Origin of the sequence: Pseudoduganella sp. R-32, from assembly GCF_049913245.1 — a bacterium.
Classification (GTDB): Bacteria; Pseudomonadota; Gammaproteobacteria; order Burkholderiales; family Burkholderiaceae_D; genus Rugamonas.
In genome coordinates this window covers 1,233,385-1,251,678 of sequence record NZ_CP183987.1, presented here as the reverse complement: position 1 = coordinate 1,251,678, position 18,294 = coordinate 1,233,385, and the positions used below count along the sequence as shown (strand labels likewise).

General features: G+C 62.2%; 15 protein-coding genes and 1 pseudogene. 8 read left to right on the top strand and 8 right to left on the bottom strand.

The window, feature by feature from the left end:
* Positions 1-38: 38 nt before the first annotated feature.
* From ACN9MU_RS05850 to ACN9MU_RS05825, 6 genes are read left to right on the top strand one after another with little or no spacing between them, the layout of a single operon-like run.
* On the top strand, positions 39-731 hold the full coding sequence (locus ACN9MU_RS05850; protein ID WP_426321063.1) for an RDD family protein: 693 nt from the start codon (positions 39-41) through the stop codon (positions 729-731).
* Complete coding sequence (locus ACN9MU_RS05845) at positions 728-1,687, top strand: stage II sporulation protein M (RefSeq protein WP_426321061.1); 960 nt, start codon at positions 728-730, stop codon at positions 1,685-1,687. The genes ACN9MU_RS05850 and ACN9MU_RS05845 overlap by 4 nt, the downstream gene beginning before the upstream one ends.
* Positions 1,674-3,269 (top strand): hypothetical protein, encoded by a 1,596-nt coding sequence (locus ACN9MU_RS05840; RefSeq protein ID WP_426344292.1) that lies wholly within the window; start codon positions 1,674-1,676, stop codon positions 3,267-3,269. The genes ACN9MU_RS05845 and ACN9MU_RS05840 overlap by 14 nt, the downstream gene beginning before the upstream one ends.
* Positions 3,266-4,594 carry a DUF4350 domain-containing protein gene (locus ACN9MU_RS05835; protein ID WP_426321057.1) on the top strand — a complete coding sequence of 443 codons (1,329 nt, stop codon included), beginning with the start codon at positions 3,266-3,268 and terminating at the stop codon, positions 4,592-4,594. The genes ACN9MU_RS05840 and ACN9MU_RS05835 overlap by 4 nt, the downstream gene beginning before the upstream one ends.
* On the top strand, positions 4,584-5,588 hold the full coding sequence (locus ACN9MU_RS05830) for an AAA family ATPase (protein ID WP_426344291.1): 1,005 nt from the start codon (positions 4,584-4,586) through the stop codon (positions 5,586-5,588). The genes ACN9MU_RS05835 and ACN9MU_RS05830 overlap by 11 nt, the downstream gene beginning before the upstream one ends.
* Positions 5,588-6,892 carry a DUF58 domain-containing protein gene (locus ACN9MU_RS05825; protein ID WP_426321053.1) on the top strand — a complete coding sequence of 435 codons (1,305 nt, stop codon included), beginning with the start codon at positions 5,588-5,590 and terminating at the stop codon, positions 6,890-6,892. The genes ACN9MU_RS05830 and ACN9MU_RS05825 overlap by 1 nt, the downstream gene beginning before the upstream one ends.
* On the opposite strand, the gene ACN9MU_RS05820 is transcribed toward ACN9MU_RS05825, so the two are convergent.
* From ACN9MU_RS05820 to ACN9MU_RS05795, 6 genes and pseudogenes are all read right to left on the bottom strand, one after another.
* Positions 6,870-7,370, bottom strand: coding sequence for a DUF805 domain-containing protein (locus tag ACN9MU_RS05820; RefSeq protein ID WP_426344290.1), 501 nt, complete (start codon positions 7,368-7,370; stop codon positions 6,870-6,872). The two genes, ACN9MU_RS05825 and ACN9MU_RS05820, sit on opposite strands and share 23 nt — an antisense overlap.
* Before the next feature lie 3 nt (positions 7,371-7,373).
* A complete protein-coding gene (locus tag ACN9MU_RS05815; protein WP_426336954.1) occupies positions 7,374-7,934 on the bottom strand; it encodes a DUF805 domain-containing protein in 561 nt (186 codons plus the stop codon).
* 601 nt (positions 7,935-8,535) lie between these two features.
* Entirely contained in the window at positions 8,536-8,841 is a 306-nt protein-coding gene (locus ACN9MU_RS05810; protein WP_426341224.1) for a hypothetical protein, read from the bottom strand.
* Positions 8,842-8,849: 8 nt separating this feature from the next.
* Positions 8,850-13,880 carry an RHS repeat-associated core domain-containing protein gene (locus ACN9MU_RS05805; protein WP_426344289.1) on the bottom strand — a complete coding sequence of 1,677 codons (5,031 nt, stop codon included), beginning with the start codon at positions 13,878-13,880 and terminating at the stop codon, positions 8,850-8,852.
* 30 nt (positions 13,881-13,910) lie between these two features.
* Positions 13,911-15,137 (bottom strand): annotated as a pseudogene (locus ACN9MU_RS05800) (DUF2169 family type VI secretion system accessory protein); the annotation flags it as partial.
* A gap of 18 nt (positions 15,138-15,155) precedes the next feature.
* A complete protein-coding gene (locus ACN9MU_RS05795) occupies positions 15,156-15,344 on the bottom strand; it encodes a hypothetical protein (protein WP_426344288.1) in 189 nt (62 codons plus the stop codon).
* 198 nt (positions 15,345-15,542) lie between these two features.
* Here ACN9MU_RS05795 and ACN9MU_RS05790 point away from each other — a divergent pair, with 198 nt between their 5' ends.
* Positions 15,543-16,697 (top strand): TIGR04552 family protein, encoded by a 1,155-nt coding sequence (locus tag ACN9MU_RS05790; RefSeq protein ID WP_426344287.1) that lies wholly within the window; start codon positions 15,543-15,545, stop codon positions 16,695-16,697.
* Here ACN9MU_RS05790 and ACN9MU_RS05785 read toward each other — a convergent pair.
* Together ACN9MU_RS05785 and ACN9MU_RS05780 are read right to left on the bottom strand one after the other, a co-directional pair.
* Complete coding sequence (locus ACN9MU_RS05785; RefSeq protein WP_426168303.1) at positions 16,694-16,942, bottom strand: DUF1059 domain-containing protein; 249 nt, start codon at positions 16,940-16,942, stop codon at positions 16,694-16,696. The two genes, ACN9MU_RS05790 and ACN9MU_RS05785, sit on opposite strands and share 4 nt — an antisense overlap.
* A gap of 58 nt (positions 16,943-17,000) precedes the next feature.
* Entirely contained in the window at positions 17,001-17,867 is an 867-nt protein-coding gene (locus ACN9MU_RS05780) for a CsgG/HfaB family protein (RefSeq protein WP_426168301.1), read from the bottom strand.
* Between the two features lie 125 nt (positions 17,868-17,992).
* Here ACN9MU_RS05780 and ACN9MU_RS05775 point away from each other — a divergent pair, with 125 nt between their 5' ends.
* Positions 17,993-18,289 (top strand): PsiF family protein, encoded by a 297-nt coding sequence (locus tag ACN9MU_RS05775; protein WP_426168298.1) that lies wholly within the window; start codon positions 17,993-17,995, stop codon positions 18,287-18,289.
* Positions 18,290-18,294 lie beyond the last annotated feature (5 nt).

Here is an 18,294-nt window from a genome sequence, read left to right as displayed (position 1 = left end):
TATTTCCAAGGAGGAAATTTTATGGTTAAATAAATGGCATGAATTCCCTTCTCGACGGACGCCTGTCCTTGACCACCCCCGAAGGCGTGCGTTTGCTGCTTGTTCCTGCCGGTCCGGTGGCACGCGGCTACGCATGGGCCATCGACTTCGTTGCCTGGGGCATGGGGGCAAGCTTCCTCATCTCGATCCTGGGCGCGGTCATCCCTTCCGAAAAACTGTTAAACGGCGTGACGGCGATCGTGTTCTTCCTTGCCTACTGGGCCTACCCGGTGTTGTGCGAGGTATACGCCGGCGGCCGCACACTGGGCAAGCACATCGTCGGCCTGCAGGTGCTGCGCGCCAACGGCCTGCCGGTGCGCTGGCGCGAGTCGGTGCTGCGCAACCTGCTGATGGTGGCCGACTTCCTGCCGCTGCTGTACGCCGCCGGCCTGCTGGCCATGCTGTGCGACCGCCATTTCCGCCGCCTGGGCGACATCGTGGCCGGTACCCAGGTGGTGTACCGCGACAAGCCGCCCAAGCGCGTTGCAGTGCCCGATGCGGCACCGCTGCCGCTGCCCTTTCCGCTGACGCCGGAGCAGCAGCGTGCGCTGGCCGACCTGTTTGCCCGCGAAAGCCGGCTGCCGCACGCGCGCATGCTGGAACTGGCCGATATCGCTGAGCCGCTGACCGGCCGCGAGGGCGACGCTTCGCTGGAACGCTTGCGCGGCATGGCCGCAGGATTGGTCCGATGAAGCAAGCGCAGTTTGAGGCAACTTACGGTCCCCTGTGGAGCGAGATCGATACCCTGCTGGCCAAGCGCGCCAAAGGCCGCGAAGCCCTGCCCGAACAATATCGCCGCCTGTGCCAATGCCTGGCCCTGGCTGGCCAGCGCGGCTACTCGCCGCAGCTGGTGTCCTACCTGCACGGACTGGTGGCGCGCTGCCACCACGCCCTGTACGGGGTGGCGGCCGAACGCCCGACCGTGCTGCTGCAATGGCTGCGCGCCGACCTGCCGCGCCGCGTACGCGCCGAATGGAGGCTGCTGCTGCTGGTGCTGTTTTGCCTGCTCGGGCCGGCCATCGCCATCGGCGCGCTGGTATGGCACGACTCGCACAACGCCTTCATGTTCGCCTCGCCGGACGAACTGACGCGCATGCACCAGATGTACGCCCCCTCCAGCATGAAGACTGGCCGCGGCGGCAGCGAAGGCGACCTGCAGATGTTCGGCCACTACATCTGGAACAATGTCTCGATCGGCTTCCGTACTTTCGCCAGCGGCATCTTCGGCGGCGTGCCCGCCTTGCTGAGCGTCCTGTTCAACGGCATGAAAATGGGGGTGGTGGCCGCCTGGCTCAGCCTCGATCCGGCCACCCGGAGTAATTTCTGGTCCTTCGTGGTGACCCACTCCAGCTTTGAACTGACAGGCCTGGTGCTGTCCGGCGTGGCCGGCGCCCGCCTTGGCATGGCGCTGGTCAAGCCGGGCCGCCTGAGCCGCCGCCGCGCCCTGCAGGAAGCCAGCGTCCAGATGTATCCGGTGGTGGCCGGCGCCGCCCTGCTCACCGTGCTGGCAGCCTTCTTCGAGGCCTTCTGGTCGGCCAGCGCCTTTGCCCCGGCCGTCAAATACAGCGTCGGCGCAGTGTGCTGGGCCCTGGTTTTCCTGTTCTTCGGTTTCGCCGGCCGCGAGAAAGGCGTGCATGCAACTCGATAAGCTGCGCCTTGATTTGCGCCCGCGCAGCAATGCGCAAGGCCTGGACCTTGGTTTCGCCCTGCTGCATGCCGGCGGCGCCGACGTATGGCGCGCCTGGCTGGCCCTGTGGCTGCCGCTGTCGGCGCTGGCCGTGCTGATCAGCTGGTACTACCCTGACCTGGCCCTGGGCTGGCTGCTGCCATGGTGGCTGCGTCCCCTGCTGGAACGTGCGCCGCTGCATGTGCTGGCACGCCAGGTCTTCGGCGAACAGACCAGCTGGCGCGATGCCCTGCGCGCCTGGCCGCGCGAGCTGGGCGGCGGCTGGTTCCGCATGCTGACCTGGTGGCGCCCCTTCATGGCCGGGCGCGGCCTGCACCAGCCGGTATGGGTGCTGGAACGCGCCCGCGGCAAGGTCGCCACCGCGCGCCGCGCCACCATTGCCCGCAACGGCACCGGCGGCGCCGCCCTGATGTTCGGCAGCACCTGCGCCACCTTCGAATTCGTGCTGATGATGGGCGTGCTGGCCCTGATCGGCCTGTTCATGCCGGGCGAGTCGCCCAATCCCTTCGCCCTGTTCGGCTTGACCGACCAGGGCTCCCTGCAGGCGGTGCTGGGCACGGCGGCATGGTGCCTGGCCTGTGCCATCATCGGCCCGGTCTACACAGCCTGCACCTTTACCCTGTACCTGAACCGCCGCGCCACGCTGGAAGCCTGGGATATCGAAATCGTGCTGCGCCAGCTGCGTCCTCCGGCACGGCCGGCCGCGGCGCGCCACGTCGCCGGCGTGCTGATGGCAGCCCCGCTGCTGGCCATGGCCTTGCTCGGCATGCCGCCGCCGGTGCAGGCAGCCGCGCCGGCCGCCAGCGCGCCGCCCGTGGTTCCCGTGGTTCCCGCATGCGAGCCGCCCGACGGCCTCAGGAAACAGGACAGCGGCCGCGGGCCCGACCTGTCGCCGCAACAAGCCGCAGTGCGCCGCCAGCTCGACGAGGTTTTCGCGCACGAAGACCTGCGCGGCTACCGCTGCGGCGAACAATGGGAGCTGCGCGTTCCGCCGGAAAAGGAACAGGTAAAGCCGAAGGCCCCGCCGCTGGTGCCGCGCTGGCTGGCCGCCATCCTGGCCGGCGTGTTCAAGTTTGCCCTGATCGCCGGTGCGATTGCCCTGGTGTCCTGGCTGCTGTGGCGCTATGCCGCACCGCTGCGCTTCAGCCTTGCGGCAGCGCCCGAGCCCAGGCTGGCCACGGAGGTGGGCGGCCTCGATATCCGAGAAGAGAGCCTGCCGGCCGATGTGGCCGGCGCCGTGCGCGCCTTGTGGCAGCAAGGCCAGCAGCGTGCCGCGCTGGCGCTGCTGTACCGCGCCACGCTGTCTCGCCTGGTCAGCCGCCAGTCGCTCAAGCTGCACCACGGCGCGACGGAAGGCGAATGCCTGGCGCAGGCGCGCAGCGCCAACGCCGCCGGCACGCTCGATAGCGCCAGCCTGGCACTGGCCGACCAGGCCACCACGCTTTGGCTGAACGCGGCCTATGGCGCGCGCTGGCCGGCCGCTGAAACGGTGGCGGCGCTGTGCTCACGCTGGCAAGCACACTTCGACCGCGAGGCAGCATGAAGCGGAGCTATTCGATCATCATCGCCATCGTTGCCGTGCTGCTGGCCGGCGCCGGCTACGAGTTATGGCACTTGTACTTCCACAAGGTGTGGCGCGGCCAGCACCACATTTCCGAAGCGCAGGCAAAGAACCCGATGCTGGCGGCCACGCGGCTGCTGGAAGCGCGCGGCCACAAGGTGCGCGTGGAGCCCGTGCTCAGCTACCAGTTGCTGAACCAGTTGCCGGACGGCGTCATGCTGCTGTCGCGCTATGCACGCCCGCCGGACGAACGCCAGGCCAGGCTGCTGCTGGACTGGGTCCGCCGCGGCAACACCCTGATCATGACCCCCGACTGGGTTGACGACACCGACGCCGGCGAGGCCGGTCCGGATGGCGCCCCCGATCAGTCGACCGACCCATTGGGCAAGCACTTTGGCGTGGCAATGTCGGGCCGCACCCGCATGGACGACACTTGCCGCATCGATCCGCTGGAGGCCAGCCGCCGCGAGAAGCGCGCTGCCGCCAAGGCCGGGCAACAAGGCGCCGAGGACGAGGAAGACGAGGAAAGCGAGACAGGCGAAGAAGAAACAGCGGCCGCGAAAGAGCCCGCCGGCCCGCCGCGCCTGGTGTGCCTCAACGCGCCGGGCGCCGCCAACACCATCGAGCTGGCGCGCCCTTCCGATACCCTGCAACGCATCGAAGGCAAGGGCCCGAAACCGCTGTGGGGCGACACCTACGAGCTGGCCGTGCTGGTGTACGGCGAAGGTCGCGGCAAGGTCGCCATGGTGGCGGTCGATGCCGCCGACAGCTATTTCGACAACGACGCTCTGCGCCAGTTCGACCACGGCGAGCTGCTGCTGTTGCTGGCCGGGCAAAGCGGGCCCAATGCCCAGGTGATGCTGGTGCAGCACAACGAGCCGGTCGGCTGGGCAGCCTGGCTGTGGCAGCACGCCCGCCTGGTCGTGCTGGGCCTGGCCGCCCTGCTGCTGCTGTGGACCTGGAGCGCCTCGCGCCGCTTCGGCCCCATGCTGCCGGAAGCGGCCACGGCACGCCGCGCCCTGATCGAACATATCGAAGCCAGCGGCCGCTGGCTGTGGCGCCTGCCGCAAGGGCGCGCCCTGCTGCTGCAGGCCGTGCGCAAGAGTACCGAGAAGCAGCTGTTGCGGCGCCTGCCGGAACTGCATGCCCTGGGGCCTGCCGAACGCGCGCGCCGCCTTGCGCGCCTGGCCAAGCTGCCGGAAGCGCAAGTGAGCGATGCCCTGCTTGGCGCCCCGGCCAGCCGCGCTGCCGACTTTACACGACAAATTTCAATACTCCAACAATTGCGAGCCCATCATGAGCGATAGCATGTCCGCCTCCACCAACAACGCCATTCCGGCCGACCGCCTGGCACAGGCGATCGACATCGTGCAACGCCTGCGCGAGGAAATCGGCCGCGCCATCGTCGGCCAGCACACGGTGATCGAACAGGTGCTGGCCTGCTGCCTGGCCGGCGGCCACGTGCTGCTGGAAGGCGTGCCGGGCCTGGGCAAGACCTTGCTGGTCAAGGCCCTGGCCAAGACCTTTGCCGGCGAATTCTCGCGCATCCAGTTCACGCCCGACCTGATGCCGGCCGACGTGATGGGCCATGCCGTCTTCGACCAGCGCCAGCAGACCTTCAGCATCCGCAAAGGTCCGGTCTTCACCCACCTGCTGCTGGCCGACGAAATCAACCGCGCGCCGGCCAAGACCCAGTCCGCTCTGCTGGAAGCCATGCAGGAGCGCCAGGTCACCATCGAAGGCGAAGCGCACACGCTGGAAGCGCCCTTCATGGTGCTGGCCACCCAGAACCCGCTGGAAAGCGAAGGCACCTACCCGCTGCCGGAAGCCCAGCTTGACCGCTTCCTGATCAAGGCGCGCATCGCCTACCCAGGTGAGCAGGAAGAAACCGCGATGCTGCTGGCGGTGACCCAGGACCGCGTCGGCGACGCGCTTGAAGTGGCACAGGTGCGCACCCTGATCAAGCCGGAGATCCTGGTTGCACTGCAGCAGCTGGTGGCCCGCATCCGCGTCGACGAGGCAGTCGCCAACTACGCCGTGCGCATGGTGCGCGCAACGCGCCAGTGGCCCGGCGTGGCAGTCGGCGCCGGCCCGCGCGGCAGCATTGCCCTGGTCCGCCTGGCGCGAGCCATGGCCCTGATGGCGGGCCGCGATTACGCCACCCCTGACGACATCAAGCAGGCCAGCCTGCCGGTGCTGCGCCACCGCATCGCCCTGTCGCCGGAAAGCGAGCTCGATGGCCTGGGCGCCGACGACGTGCTGGCTGCGCTGATCGATTCCGTCGCCGCGCCGCGCAACTGATGAAGCCAACCCGCCGTATGTTCCTGGCCCTGATGGGCCTGACCGCGCTCGGCGTGCCGGCCAGCGTCTGGCCGCTGCTGCAGGCGCCATGGCAAGTGCTCGGCGGCGCCCTGCTGCTGGCCGCCGGCGCCGATGCCTTGCAGGCACGGCGTCGGCCTGCCCTGCGCGCGGAACGCAGCATGGCCGGTGTCCTCCCGGTCGGCGCCTGGCACGAAGTGCGCCTGACCCTGCACAACGAGGGCAAGGCCGCGCTGCAGCTTGAGGTGTTTGACGATTACCCAGCAGCTTGGGAACTGGAAGGAATGCCGCATGCGACACGCCTGGCGCCCGGTACGTTTTCCACACTCACCTACCGCGTGCGCCCGCTGGACCGCGGCGACGGCAATTTCGGCACGCCATGGCTGCGCGTGGCCGGACCGCTGGGCCTGTGGCAGGCCACACACCGCATCGGGCCGCAGCAGACCACCAAGGTATTTCCCGACGTGGCGCGCCTGCTGGGCCAGGCGCTGCGCGCCACCGACCGCCAGGCGCCGACCGCCGGCTCGCTGGTCAAGCGCCAGCGCGGCGAAGGCACCGACTTCCGCCAACTGCGCGAATACCGGCGCGGCGACAGCCTGCGCTCGATCGACTGGAAAGCCACCGCGCGCCACCGCAAGCCGATCAGCCGCGAATACCAGCTCGAACGCGACCAGCAGGTAGTATTCCTGCTCGATACCGGCCGCCGCATGCTGGCGCGCGACGACGACACCAGCCACTTCGACCACGCACTGTATGCCGTGCTGACCCTGGCTTTCGTGGCGGGCAAACAGGGCGACGCGGTGGGGCTGATGAGTTTTGGCGTCGACCATCGCTGGCTGGCGCCGGCCAAGGGCCGCATTGGCCTGGACCGCATGCTGGCCGGGGTCTACGACCTGCAGCCAGGCGAAGCCGCGCCCGATTACCTGCGCGCCGCCAACGACTTGCTGAACCGCCTGAACCGGCGCGCCTTCGTGGTGCTGGTGACCAATGTGCGCGATGAAGACGACGTGGCGCTGCGCCAGGCGGTCGACCTGCTGTCCTCGCGCCACCTGGTGCTGTGCGCCAGCCTGCGCGAGCGCGCGCTGGACGCCGCCAGCGTGGCGCCGGTGCAGGATTTCGACGACGCCCTGCGGCTGGCGGCCAGCGAGCATTACCTGCAGCAGCGCCAGGAAGCGATCCGCCGCCTCGGCCTGCGCTCAGGCCACCTGGTCGACGTCGCGCCGGAGCAACTGGCCGGCGCCCTGCTGAACCGCTACCTCGATATCAAAGAAAGCGGAGCGCTGTAAAGGCCAGCGACAAGGCGCAACCGAGCGCCACGCCAAGCTTCACGCCCAGATCGGCCGGCGCCGGCACCGCGCCGAAACGGTTGGCCTCCGGTGTACCGGGTGCGATGAGCAGGTAGATCAGGAAGATGATCTGCAAGAATGGGAACAGCAGCAACAGCGCCCACCAGCTGCTGACATCGAAATCGTGCAGCCGCCGACGCGTCGCCAGCACGATCGCCAGCAGGAAAACCAGCGGGACTGAAAAACTCAAGGCATCGTGGAGCCCGGATTGCAGGGGAATGTATTTTTGCACCCACGCTGTGCCGAAGGCCGTGCCGAGTGCGAGGGCGTACAGGAGCGCAACAGGAGCGCCCAGCATGCAGTACGCCACAAACCGCCAGCGCCCGATGCGGCTATTCCAGGAAAACAGCCGCGCCTCGCCGACAGGGGCGAACGGCAGTTCCAGCCCTGCCTGGGGCGCGGCGTAAGGGTTATGCATGCATTACTGGCTGTCTTGCATCTGCGCGGCGCGCGCCTTGGCGGAGTAATCGCTGTAAGCAGGAATCGCAATCGCAGCCATCATACCGACGATCATGATGATCGGCAGAATCCACGCCAGGATGATCACGCCAGTTGTGTTCGGTGCTGGCGCCGGGCCGTATTCGTTTGCGCCCTCATCGCCCGAGCCGAACAACAGCCACAGGCCAAAGATGATATTGACCAGCGGGACAATCATCAGCAGGCCCATCCAGCCGGACTTGCCCAGGTCATGCAGGCGGCGGCGCACCTGGCTCAGGATGGCGACCAGATACAGGGCGTAGCCCAGCAGGCCGCCAATTGCGCCCGCCGCGCCGGCACCATTGGCGCTGGAACCAGTCAGTGCTCCCAGCCCCGCCAACAGGAACACAATCGGCATCATCAACAGGCCGGCACCGAAACCGTATGCAAGGTAACGCACACGGCCAATGCGGCCACTGAGGGAAAAGAACTTCGGCATGTAGGTCTCGTCGCTGTTGAGGCGTTCGACCAGCGGCGCTTGCGGCATCGAATATGGATTACTCACGGTTGCTCCTAAAGGGGTATTGAATCGTTATTAGAGTTACTACCGAGAAAATTTTACATTACTTTTTTACTAATGGGATCTTGAATTTTGGCCGATCTGGCGTGAGGCAAGGATAAACAACGTAGTCCCAAGGTGGGTACGTGGCGGACCTGAGCCTTTTGATGCTCATTTTTTCGTCGGGACCCCCGTCCATCGTTGGAATTAAGTTTCCGGCTAATCAACTGGCGGCGGGGGCCGCGTCAGCGGCCTTAGCGTTTAAATGCTCATCAGCTAGTGCAGATATCTCTGGCGTACGGGGCCAAGTGATCGACCGCCCCATAGATCCCCCTCTGTGCGTCGCTGTCGTACATCTCCCCGCAACTAGTCATCGCGCCCCACATATCCAGGAATATCTCGGCCAGATTCTTGGAGATGGAGTTTTGGCCTTCCAGGCGAGGCTTGATTTGCTTTACCAGTTCAAGCAGCTCCTCTAGCAGGAAATTGTCACACAAAAGACCGCCTGATCAAATAATATCCCCAGAATTGGACAATCTCAGAGCGTATGAGTCGGCGAACGCGGATAACGTGCCGCCACCTTTTAACACGGCGAGGCTTACATTTATTATTCCATCATCGGCGGAAACTCAATAAGATTCTTCTCGTACATTCGATCGAGGTCGCTAATTCCAGAATCGTCATAGATCAGATACTGCTCGACTTCACTTCGCAACAAGTGCTTTATACTCGCAAGCTTATTGCCCACATCATTCTTGACAAAGAAATCAAATAGCAACTCTGAAATTTCCTGTTTTGTCAAATTCTTTTCCCCCATACTCGTTCCGAGCCGAAATAGGTTTACGTCAATCCAATTCAAGTTAACCAAAGAATTTAATATGACATCCTTATGTATTTCTACCAAATTTTCCATGTAATCACCTAATTTTGAATAGTAATAGTCGGGTTGCGAAGAGTAATCGGACCTTTTACGGTGGCCTCTTTGGATCCATATAAAGGGTTTGCCTTCCACTCAATTTTATCTTCACAAACATCTGTTTCAACATAAGCCTTGCCTCGCTCAATAGGAATTCTATATTTATCGGCAACTTTTTGCGCGCTCAACGGCTTACTTGATGCAAGTTCAAGATATACGCGGTTGTGTTCCCCTGGCTGAATAACACCGCTAGTTATAATGGCTTTTGCTCTACTAACCCCAGTGTAATGTCTGACCCGTACGAAATTCTTGCAGGGGCTCGTCTCTGCGCTATTGGGATTACCTTCTTTCCTTTCCGGCGCGGACTTCTTATTTTTCCTTTGCAGCCCTAATGGATCTATCCATCCGGTAGGATTCGGCCCGTATTGATATTGATTTTCGCCGCCCAATAATCCAATAGGATCTTGAGAAACAAATCGCCCCGTAACTGGATCAAAGTAACGGTGCCGTGTGTAGTACAGTCCCGTTTCCTGATCATAATACTGCCCTTGAAACCTCAGCGGCTGCAAGACGTCAGTAGCATAGTATTGAAGTATCTCGCCCCAAACACGATAACGTGCCGACCAATAGATCTTTCCATTCTCGTCCAACAATTGAAGCGGAGTACCAAGGTGGTCACACTGGTAGTAGAGGATAATATCCTTTGAAGCGTCATTGCAGGCCAGGTGCTGTCGGCGCTCCCAATCATTTTGCTGACAGCTCGCCCTGGCTGCCTCCAAGTGACATTGACGTGCTTTTACGTGTTCGCCCAAGTCGTCCTTGATGCCGTGTAATTCCCAGTTCCTAATATGCCGCAGGTGAGTTCCGCTCGGCATGTAGGTGGCAGCCCCCTCGCCTGACTCGACACTGGCCAGCGGCACGAAGCTATCCGGCTCGTACAAATACGTTACCGTCCTCTCAGCATTGACTTCCTGTACTAACCTGTCCCCGTCCCAAACGAAGATTGTTATTGAGTCGGTAAGGGCGACGTCGACTTGCGGGACGGGTTGTGCGGCTTCCCAGTGTTGCGAGGTCAACTGCATGGCAATGCGCCTTCCAAATGCATCGTAGCTGTAGCGTGCAATTTGCCGAGAATTGGCAAAAGTACGAGTTGCAGTCGTCAGTCTGCTTTCTGTATCGTAGGAAAATTCAAGGACGCCTTCGTCGTTGGCACTTGCTGCCACGCGCAAGCGCTTGCTGATGGTGTTCCCCTGCACATCGTATTCATACACATACCCCATGTATTGTCGCAGCAGGTTATGCGTGACTTTGGCCAGCTTTGGCGGAATGGCCGCTATATTGGTTGGCTGCGCATCCAGTTCACGCAGGACCTTGCGGGTGTCGATTTGAACCGGATTCCCACTCGCATCTGGATCCAGTAAATTGCCGGCAGGATCGAAGGCAAACGTTTCCTTCAAGTCGCGTTGCGTTGCTGAGAGCAGCTGGCCTAGCGGATCATAGGTGTAGCGTGTACTGCCGCTTGAGAGGTCGTCGATTAGCGTCAGATTGCTCGCAGCGTCGTATTCGTAACGTCGCTCATGCAGGCGCTCAGCTCCTTTACTCAACGTGAAGGTGCGCAGGCGCGATTGCGGGTCGTAGCTTCGGCTCTCCGTCAGGCGTTCCCGTTCGCCCCCAAGCTGACGCGCAGTTTCTCGATGCAGCTGGTCGCGCTCCAAATCGACCAGTGATTTACCTTGCCATAACGTGCCATGCCAATGGCCAGAACCGTAGCGCAGCGTGTCGATACGGCGGCCGTTGGGCAGGATAGTCTGAATACGATTGCCCAGCTCATCGTAGGCATGGGTCATCGTAAAGGCCGCCACATACTCTCTTGGGGTGTCAGGCAGGCGTGGGGCGGCCAGTGCATAAGCGACACGTTCATCAACCAATTGTCCTAGCGGGTCATACTCAAAGCGATTCTCGGCCTGTGGCGACGTCACCGCAATCAAACGCCCAAGCGCATCGTAGGCGTAGCGCACCGCGCCATCGGGGCTGCTTTTCGCCAGCAGTTGGCCCAGCGCGTCGCGGGCAAATTCGGTTTGTACGCCATTGCAGGCAGTCCCAATCAGCTGGCCCGCCTGGTTGTACGTGTAGCTCGTGGTCTTGCCATCGAATCCGGTTTCGCCGACCAGCCGGCTTTCGGCGTCATAAGCAAAGCGATATGACTCGCCATTACCGTTGATCAGTTCGATCAAGCGGAGCGCCTTGTCGTAGACATAGCTTAGTGTCTGACCTTTGGCGTCGATGCGTTCGATTGGCTGGCCATGCCCATTGTAGCGATAGCGCGTGACCTGGCCTTTGCCGTCCGTATAGGCAAGCAGTTGCCCTTCGGCGTCGTATTCAAATTGCTCTGTCGTTTGATCGGGGCGCGTCACGGCTGCGAGCTGGCCATGCGCATTGTAGGCGTAATGGCTGGTATTGCCGGCGGCGTCGATATGCTCGGCCAGGCGGCTATTCCGATCATAGTTGTAGCGCGTGGTAAAGCCGGAACAATCAGTGTACGCAGCCAGTCGACCGCCCTGGTCATATACAAGGCGCTTGGTGCCGCCGCGTGCATCTGTCAGCAGCGAAAGGCGTCCTTGCGCATCGTAGGCATAGCCGGTGCTGTGACCCAATGCATCGATGCGCTCGACGATGCGTCCAGCCTCGTCATAACGGCTACGAGTGGTATGGCCCAGCGCATCGGTGACGGCGATGGGCTGGTTGTGACCATCATATTCGATATGGGTCGTATTGCCTTGGGCATCGGTGATCGACGTCAGGTTGCCAGCAAGGTCGTACTCGTATCGCGTGGCATTGTGTTCGGCATCGATTTCGGCCAGCAGCATGCCGTCACGGTCCCATTCCCGCCGTCCCAGTACGCGTGCATTGCCGTCAGGTCCAATGCGGAGCACGCATGTCGCAAGCCAGTTGGCGTTGAAACTGTATTCCAGTACACCGCCGTCAGCTTCAGTGACGCGGGTAGTGTCGGCATCAACATAGTCGATCTGTACTTCGCCATTTCCGTCGGACGTGTTGGTGCGTATGGCGCGCGCCTGATAGCTGTTGTTGAAGTTGATCGGATGGCGTTCAGCGAGTTGTGGGGCTCCGAGTAGGGAGCCAGCCCAGCGTTCACGCAGAAAGGCCAGGCTGACCCATTCCAGCCCGTGCGCGAACCCTGTGTAAGTGGTGTATAGCCTAAGCAGGTGATGTTGATAACTGTAGGTACGCGATTGGCCGACCAGGTCAGTTTGCTCTACCAGATCACAGCGCAGTGGGAATGTGGTGAGAGGATCGCTGGCGTCAATAAGGCTGGCTTCGTACCTGTAGCGAACGAGGCACTGGCGGCTGCCATCGGCATCGACTCGTTCAACGCGGCCAATACGTGGCATTGCTACTGGCGCATCGTCAGCCACCTCTTCTGGCAGATAGCCGTCACGCAGCGCTTCGAGCATCAGTCCGTCGTCAGTGCGAATACGCAGCAGCGCTTCTCCTGGTTTGGCCTCATGGATGCGCTCGATCTGGATGCCGTTCCCGTCACGACCAGCGTGCCGGCCCAGATAGTACCGTTGGGCACGCACCGGGGCACGTGGCGCCAGCATTGCGTTGACGCCTTCGTAACCATGCGGCAGCCAGCCATCCGGTCCTGAGAGGTAGGTATCGTTCGCCCCATCGCGCCAAACCAGCGTGATCTGATTTTCGCTGTCGCGGCGCAAGGTAAAACCTTCGGCTCTGCTATCGTGCTCCTGGCCGATGGCGAGCATGGGCAAGCGCAGTGCACGCCCGCTGTCGTCATGATAGACAATGCCTTGGGCGCAAACTGAGATTGAGCTCGTGAAAGGCGTCGCCCAACGCGCGCCCAATACGCCCCAGTCTTCCGTTTCGGAACCGGATCGATACGTCCGGACCCACTCCAGGGGTGTCGGTCCTTCCAATACAAAGTCCGTTTGTTGCAGGATTTCTTCCCCAGTGCCAAAGTGCACAGGGCGTTTGCTTTTCACGGGTTTGCCGCCCGGCGCGCCATTTTTGGGGCAGCAGTCGAACGGTTTTTCCGCTTTTTCTCCCTTGGGCTTCTTGGTCTTCCCACCATCATGCCCTTCCTTGTCACCTTTGCGACCATCCGCTTTCTTGGGTTCTGGCGGCGCTTTCTTGGGCGGTGTCGGGGTCTTGCCTGGTACGGCATTCTTCTTGGCTGCCAGTTTCTTGATCCAACCGCCGACGAAGGGCAGCTTTTTCAGAGCGAGGTTTTCCGCAGCGTTCCATGCCATATCGCCGGCCATGCCCATCACGTCAGGCGCCTTTCCGGTGAGGACGAAGTTGGCGGCATTATCAAGTGCAGTAGCCGTCGAATCAACGGCAAGCCCCGTAGCAGCCACGCCGCCGCCAACAGTAGCACCGGCTGCAGCGCCAGTCTCCATCACAGCCGCTGCCGGCAAGCCGACGCCGGTGGTGCCGACCGCAAGTCCAGCGCCGCCCAGCGCGGCGCTGCCCATGCCGATCTTGCCGCCGACATCCATTGCCTTGCCGCCGAACTGGTGCATCGGTTCGGAGTACTTATCCTTGTATTCCTGTGCAGCCTCTTTCAACGTCGGCAGTTCGACACCCAGAATTGTCAGCCGCGGACGCGGCGCTTGCACCTGGCGTTCGTGAATACGTCCGATCGTATTCTTGTCGTTCATGTAGATCAGGCGCGATTCCTGTATCGTCTGCGCGCCATTCGATCCCTTGGTCGAACTGAACTCCATTGGCTGCGCGCGCTTGAGGTAGGTCTGGCTCTTGATGCCACCCAAGGTGCCTCGTTCATCACCTGTGATGCTCGGGATGAAGCTCTTGTTGTGCAGCAGGACCGGTTCGCCCTGGGTCTTGACGTTTCTTGAGACGTCGGCCGCGTCCTTGAATTCCCCCTTGATGTTGTAAGGGAGTACGGCAACGCTGCTTCCCACTGGCGTCTTGCAGAAGTCCGGACTGAGGCTGACGCAGTAGAAGCGTTTCGATTTGGTGACTGTTTCGTGAGCCATGGCGATTCTTGTTGCGGGTTGTGCGGTGTATCAGGCGGCCAGGGGAGCGGGTTCAGGCTGGGTAGACGGCCATTCGTTCAGGCGTGCCAGCTGCTCGGGTTCGGTAGCGTGCATCAGGCGAACGTCCTCGAATTCCCCGTCGGCGACAATGGCAAGCCGCCACACCAATTCAAGCCGTTCGGCTTCCATATCGATCACGACGGTGTCGATCGCCAGCGGCAGGACCGCAATCCCGCCCGCCTCCGTTGCGCCCATGACAAACAGCGACTGCTGCGGCAAGGCGAAGGCCAGGTGACGGTTGCCCGCTTGGTCAAGCTGCGCCAGGGTCGACGAAGGATGCGACAAGTTGGTCAGCGTGAACTGCTCGCCGCCAGCCAGGTGAGGACACTGCTGGTCATCCGGGGCGCCGTTCCAATAGCGGAAATCGAAATCCTTGGGCAGAAGCGGTATCTCGTTTTCCTGCCAGTCGGACTTTTCTTCGACCGTACCGACCAGCGTGCGGCGAGGCAGCCACCCACGCCCCACATATCCCATGCCGGCGCTCTCCAGGTCGGTTTGGCCTTGGGCTACCTTCCAGAACAAGTCCGCACTGAACGGCCGCGCCGGATATTCAATGCAGGGTGCCGGCAGTTCGGAAGTCCGGGTCGCGTCCAGGTACCACTTCCTGCTGAAACCACAGCCTGCCGGATTTTACTGGCTGCTGTCGTGCGCGTCCGGGGCGCCAGGCGGCGTCGGATAATTGGCGGCCTGCTCATCTTTCATGCGGTGCTTCTTTGGAATCCGTTTCGTCAAGCCGCTGGCGCGCTCCACGCGGCACTGGCCGCCAAAAGCCGACTCGTAGCGCAGCGGGATAGCCGTTGCCGGCTCTGCGGATGTCAGGCGCCACGGCGCGGCACGCAGCAAGCCACCCAGCCATCGAACAGGCGCGGCACGGCGACGCAGATAGCGCTTCCCCGTCACGTTCAGGGTCTTGTCGATCAGGACCTTGCCGGGTAGGCGTGTTCGCTCCGCGATTTCCACTTCCCGCTGCCATTCCTCGAAAACAGCGGGCGACAAAGCCTGCATGGGATTGAGCGCGCGCGGCCGCTCGGGGATCGGCGCCGGCACATCAGGATGGTTCACCCGCAGCCCGACATGGAAATGCGGCACCTTAACGTTGGCTGGTGGATGGGCTTCGCCGATGACCAAGACATCGCAGAGCGGCTTATACGGCGCCAGGTCGCTTTCTACCCTTACACTCTTTTCCAGATCGTCATCAAAGTGTTGGTCCTTGTCTTACAGCGGCAACGGCTCATCGGTAGGAATGAGCCTGGCCATGCCAGCGGTTTCACCCGGCGCCATGCGGTATCCTGTCTTGGCGACGATCACGTGAAACGCGACACCGTTCTGGTCGATGGTATCGAAGTGCAGCGCGTCGAACTCGGTACGGTTATCAAACCGCAGGCTGGGAATGGGTGGAATCACAGTTATTTCAGGAGAATAATTTTCGGCCGACACTATATTATTAAAATAATAACGTCGTTGTAAATGCGATTTTCAATCGTGCGCAGCCCGCCGGAACTCAGGGCCGCTTTCGATACAACACCGCGCTTGCGGCTTGCACCGGCGACTGCGATACTTTCTTTAAAGACTGGACGGTTGCACCAATTCACGAACGCCGCCATGCATCCCTCACTCAAGTGCCAGGGCAAGTTTTCCCTGAACTGGACCTACCTGAATGCCATCGTCTCCGGCGTGTCGGCCATCGACCTCGGCGGCCTGGCCCTGCGCAACCAGCATGACGCGCGCCAGTTCGTGCGCGAATACGGCTTCGACATCGACAATCCGCATGCGCGCGCAGTGATCGCCCGTGCCCACGCTGAAGCGCTGGATTTCATCTGCACCAGCTTCCTCGCCCCCGTGCAGGCCGCCCTGGTCCCGCCGGAAGTGAGGGTGCCGGAAGACCCGCTGGACTTGCTGGTATTCGCTTCCCTGCACGGCAATGAGCAAGTCGAGCTGCGCCGCATGTGGTCTTGCGCCGTGCTGAAAGTCATGCACGGCATTTTCTACATCGATAACAACCTCAAGCTGCGCTACTTCAACACCATTCGCCAGCAAGTGTTTGCCAGCCTGGACGAAGTGATCCGCGAAGAGGATGGCCAGTTCTACCTGAGCGATGGCGAAACCTGCCTGCCCTTGCTGCACTTTGACCGCAAGAACAACAAAAGCCGCGGCAGTATCCTGCTGAAGCTGCTGCAAAAGGCCGCCTACCTGGCTGCCGACATCTTCGACCACCTCGGCGTGCGGCTGGTGTTCAACACGCGCTTCGAATGCCTGCTTGCCTTGCGCACGCTGCAGCGCGCCCACCTGATATCGGTCACCAATGTCGACTCCCAGCGTACCCGCAACACCCTGCTCGACATGGAGGCCGCGAAGGAAGTGTTCAGCCAGTACCGCTGCCTGCTGGAAGCGGCCGACGGCTACCCGGCTGAATTACTGGAAAAGATGGATGCGGAGCTGATGGCCATCTCGTCGCCGCAAACGCGGGCCGACAACCCGCACAGCGGCGCCGGCTTCAACAGCATCCAGGTTACGGTCCGCAAGATGATCCACCTGCCGCCGGACGACCCGGCAAGCGGCGGCCCCGACTACGACATCGGCTTCTTCTTCGAGTACGAGATCCAGTTGATGGACAAGGCCAGCCATGGCCGCACGCTGGAAGGCCCAGCCAGCCATGACGCCTACAAGAAACGCCAGGTCGAGACAGCGCGCCTGCGCGTGCTCGGGCGCGACCTGCTGCGCCACCTGGAAACCCGGCCCTCGGAGCAAGCCGCCTAGTGCGGCCTGACGCCTTCCGGCGCGCCTGTCGTGGCGCCTGGCGGCATCGCATGTTCCGGCGGCATGCCTTCATGGATCATGCCGCGGATGGCGCTGCGCAGTTCAGGACTGTCCGCATGCTTGTGGACCGAGACGGCGTGCTGGACGGCCACTTCCAGCAGCTCGTCTTCGTTGTCTGCCGATATCGCGACGCTGCATTGCGCATCGCTGGGGAATTCGCGGCAGTCGATATATTTGCGGGTCATGGCGGCCTCCCTTCCGAAGAGCTACTTACACTATAGTTCGCCTGGCCCGCAATGGAACTCAGTTTTTCTTCTTGCCGGCCTTCTTCTCGAGCTCTTTGGATGCCGGCGTCGATCCGCCCTGCACACCCAGCGCGCCGCCCGTGCCCATGCCGCCGGCAACCTCCTGCGCCTTATAGTTGCGCACCGCCTTCACCAGCTGGTTGTACGAATCCATGAAGGAGGCGATCAGGATCTTGCCCTCCGGCGTGTTGGAATAGCCACCGGCCGCGCCGAAGCCGCCGCCGCCGAACAGCGCGCCGCCAACGTTGAAGTCATAGTTCTTGGCGCTGCCCTCCGCCGCCGCCAGCTGGATGCCGGAACGGTTGTCCACCATCAGCAAGGTGGTCGAGGCCTCGTTCGCCTTCAGCCCGCCAGCGACAACGCCCGCCACGCTACCCAGCAGTCCCAGGCCGCCCAGCGCGCCGCCGACACCCTGCGTGCCTTTCTGGCTGAAGGTGATGCTCGGGCTCATGGTGTAATCGGCCGCGACCATCTGGCCTTTGCCGTAGTTGCTGCCGGCCCGCATTTCACCGGACGAAGCCAGCGCCCGTTCCTGCATCAGCTTGCCCATTGCCGCACCCCGTTCGACGACGACGAAGCAATTCGATTGCTGGATCATCATGCGCAGCACTGGCACGGTTGAGCCGAGCTTGTATTGCGACAGGTGGTGGTACCACGGCGCAGCCGTATCTTCCACCACGCCGAGCGTACCGAGCGGCTTGTCACATTTTTCCAACTGGGTATTCGCATTCGACGCCGTGGCGCCGCCCGCGGAACCGGTGGCCATGGTTGGCGCCCCGCCCAGTTTTGGATCCGTGCCCGCGCAGGCCGACAGCAACAGCAGCGCCAGGCCGGCATAGCTTGCCCCTTTCAAGTTCTTGTCCATGTTCACTCCCCAGTAGAAACGACCGTTTGAACTCATCGGCGTCCTTTGAGGATAGGTCACATCGACAAAAAATCTATGTATAGTTACTACCGCAAGACCAACTCAACTGTTAGAAGGAACCCCTCATGAAAAAACTGATCATTGCCGCCCTGGCCCTGTCTTGTTCCGCCGCTTTCGCCGCGGACCCGGCGCCGGCAAAGAACTCCCAGCAATCCAAGATGACGACCTGCAATAAGGAAGCCGAAGGCAAGAAGGGTGACGAACGCAAGGCATTCATGAAGGAATGCCTGAGTGCGAAACCCGCCGCGCCGGCGACACAGCAGGACAAGATGAAGACCTGCAACGCAGACGCGGCAGGCAAGAAGGGCGATGAGCGCAAGGCCTTCATGAAAGAATGCCTGAGCGCGAAAAAAGCTGCCTGATCAGC

What these genes read in the sequence shown, in the direction of transcription:
- ACN9MU_RS05850 (WP_426321063.1), top strand. Translation starts at nt 39, where the DNA reads ATGAATTCCCTTCTCGACGGACGCCTGTCCTTGACCACCCCCGAAGGC.
- ACN9MU_RS05845 (WP_426321061.1), top strand. Translation starts at nt 728, where the DNA reads ATGAAGCAAGCGCAGTTTGAGGCAACTTACGGTCCCCTGTGGAGCGAG.
- ACN9MU_RS05840 (WP_426344292.1), top strand. Translation starts at nt 1,674, where the DNA reads ATGCAACTCGATAAGCTGCGCCTTGATTTGCGCCCGCGCAGCAATGCG.
- ACN9MU_RS05835 (WP_426321057.1), top strand. Translation starts at nt 3,266, where the DNA reads ATGAAGCGGAGCTATTCGATCATCATCGCCATCGTTGCCGTGCTGCTG.
- ACN9MU_RS05830 (WP_426344291.1), top strand. Translation starts at nt 4,584, where the DNA reads ATGAGCGATAGCATGTCCGCCTCCACCAACAACGCCATTCCGGCCGAC.
- ACN9MU_RS05825 (WP_426321053.1), top strand. Translation starts at nt 5,588, where the DNA reads ATGAAGCCAACCCGCCGTATGTTCCTGGCCCTGATGGGCCTGACCGCG.
- ACN9MU_RS05820 (WP_426344290.1), bottom strand. Translation starts at nt 7,370, where the DNA reads ATGCATAACCCTTACGCCGCGCCCCAGGCAGGGCTGGAACTGCCGTTC.
- ACN9MU_RS05810 (WP_426341224.1), bottom strand. Translation starts at nt 8,841, where the DNA reads ATGGAAAATTTGGTAGAAATACATAAGGATGTCATATTAAATTCTTTG.
- ACN9MU_RS05805 (WP_426344289.1), bottom strand. Translation starts at nt 13,880, where the DNA reads ATGGCTCACGAAACAGTCACCAAATCGAAACGCTTCTACTGCGTCAGC.
- ACN9MU_RS05790 (WP_426344287.1), top strand. Translation starts at nt 15,543, where the DNA reads ATGCATCCCTCACTCAAGTGCCAGGGCAAGTTTTCCCTGAACTGGACC.
- ACN9MU_RS05785 (WP_426168303.1), bottom strand. Translation starts at nt 16,942, where the DNA reads ATGACCCGCAAATATATCGACTGCCGCGAATTCCCCAGCGATGCGCAA.
- ACN9MU_RS05780 (WP_426168301.1), bottom strand. Translation starts at nt 17,867, where the DNA reads ATGGACAAGAACTTGAAAGGGGCAAGCTATGCCGGCCTGGCGCTGCTG.
- ACN9MU_RS05775 (WP_426168298.1), top strand. Translation starts at nt 17,993, where the DNA reads ATGAAAAAACTGATCATTGCCGCCCTGGCCCTGTCTTGTTCCGCCGCT.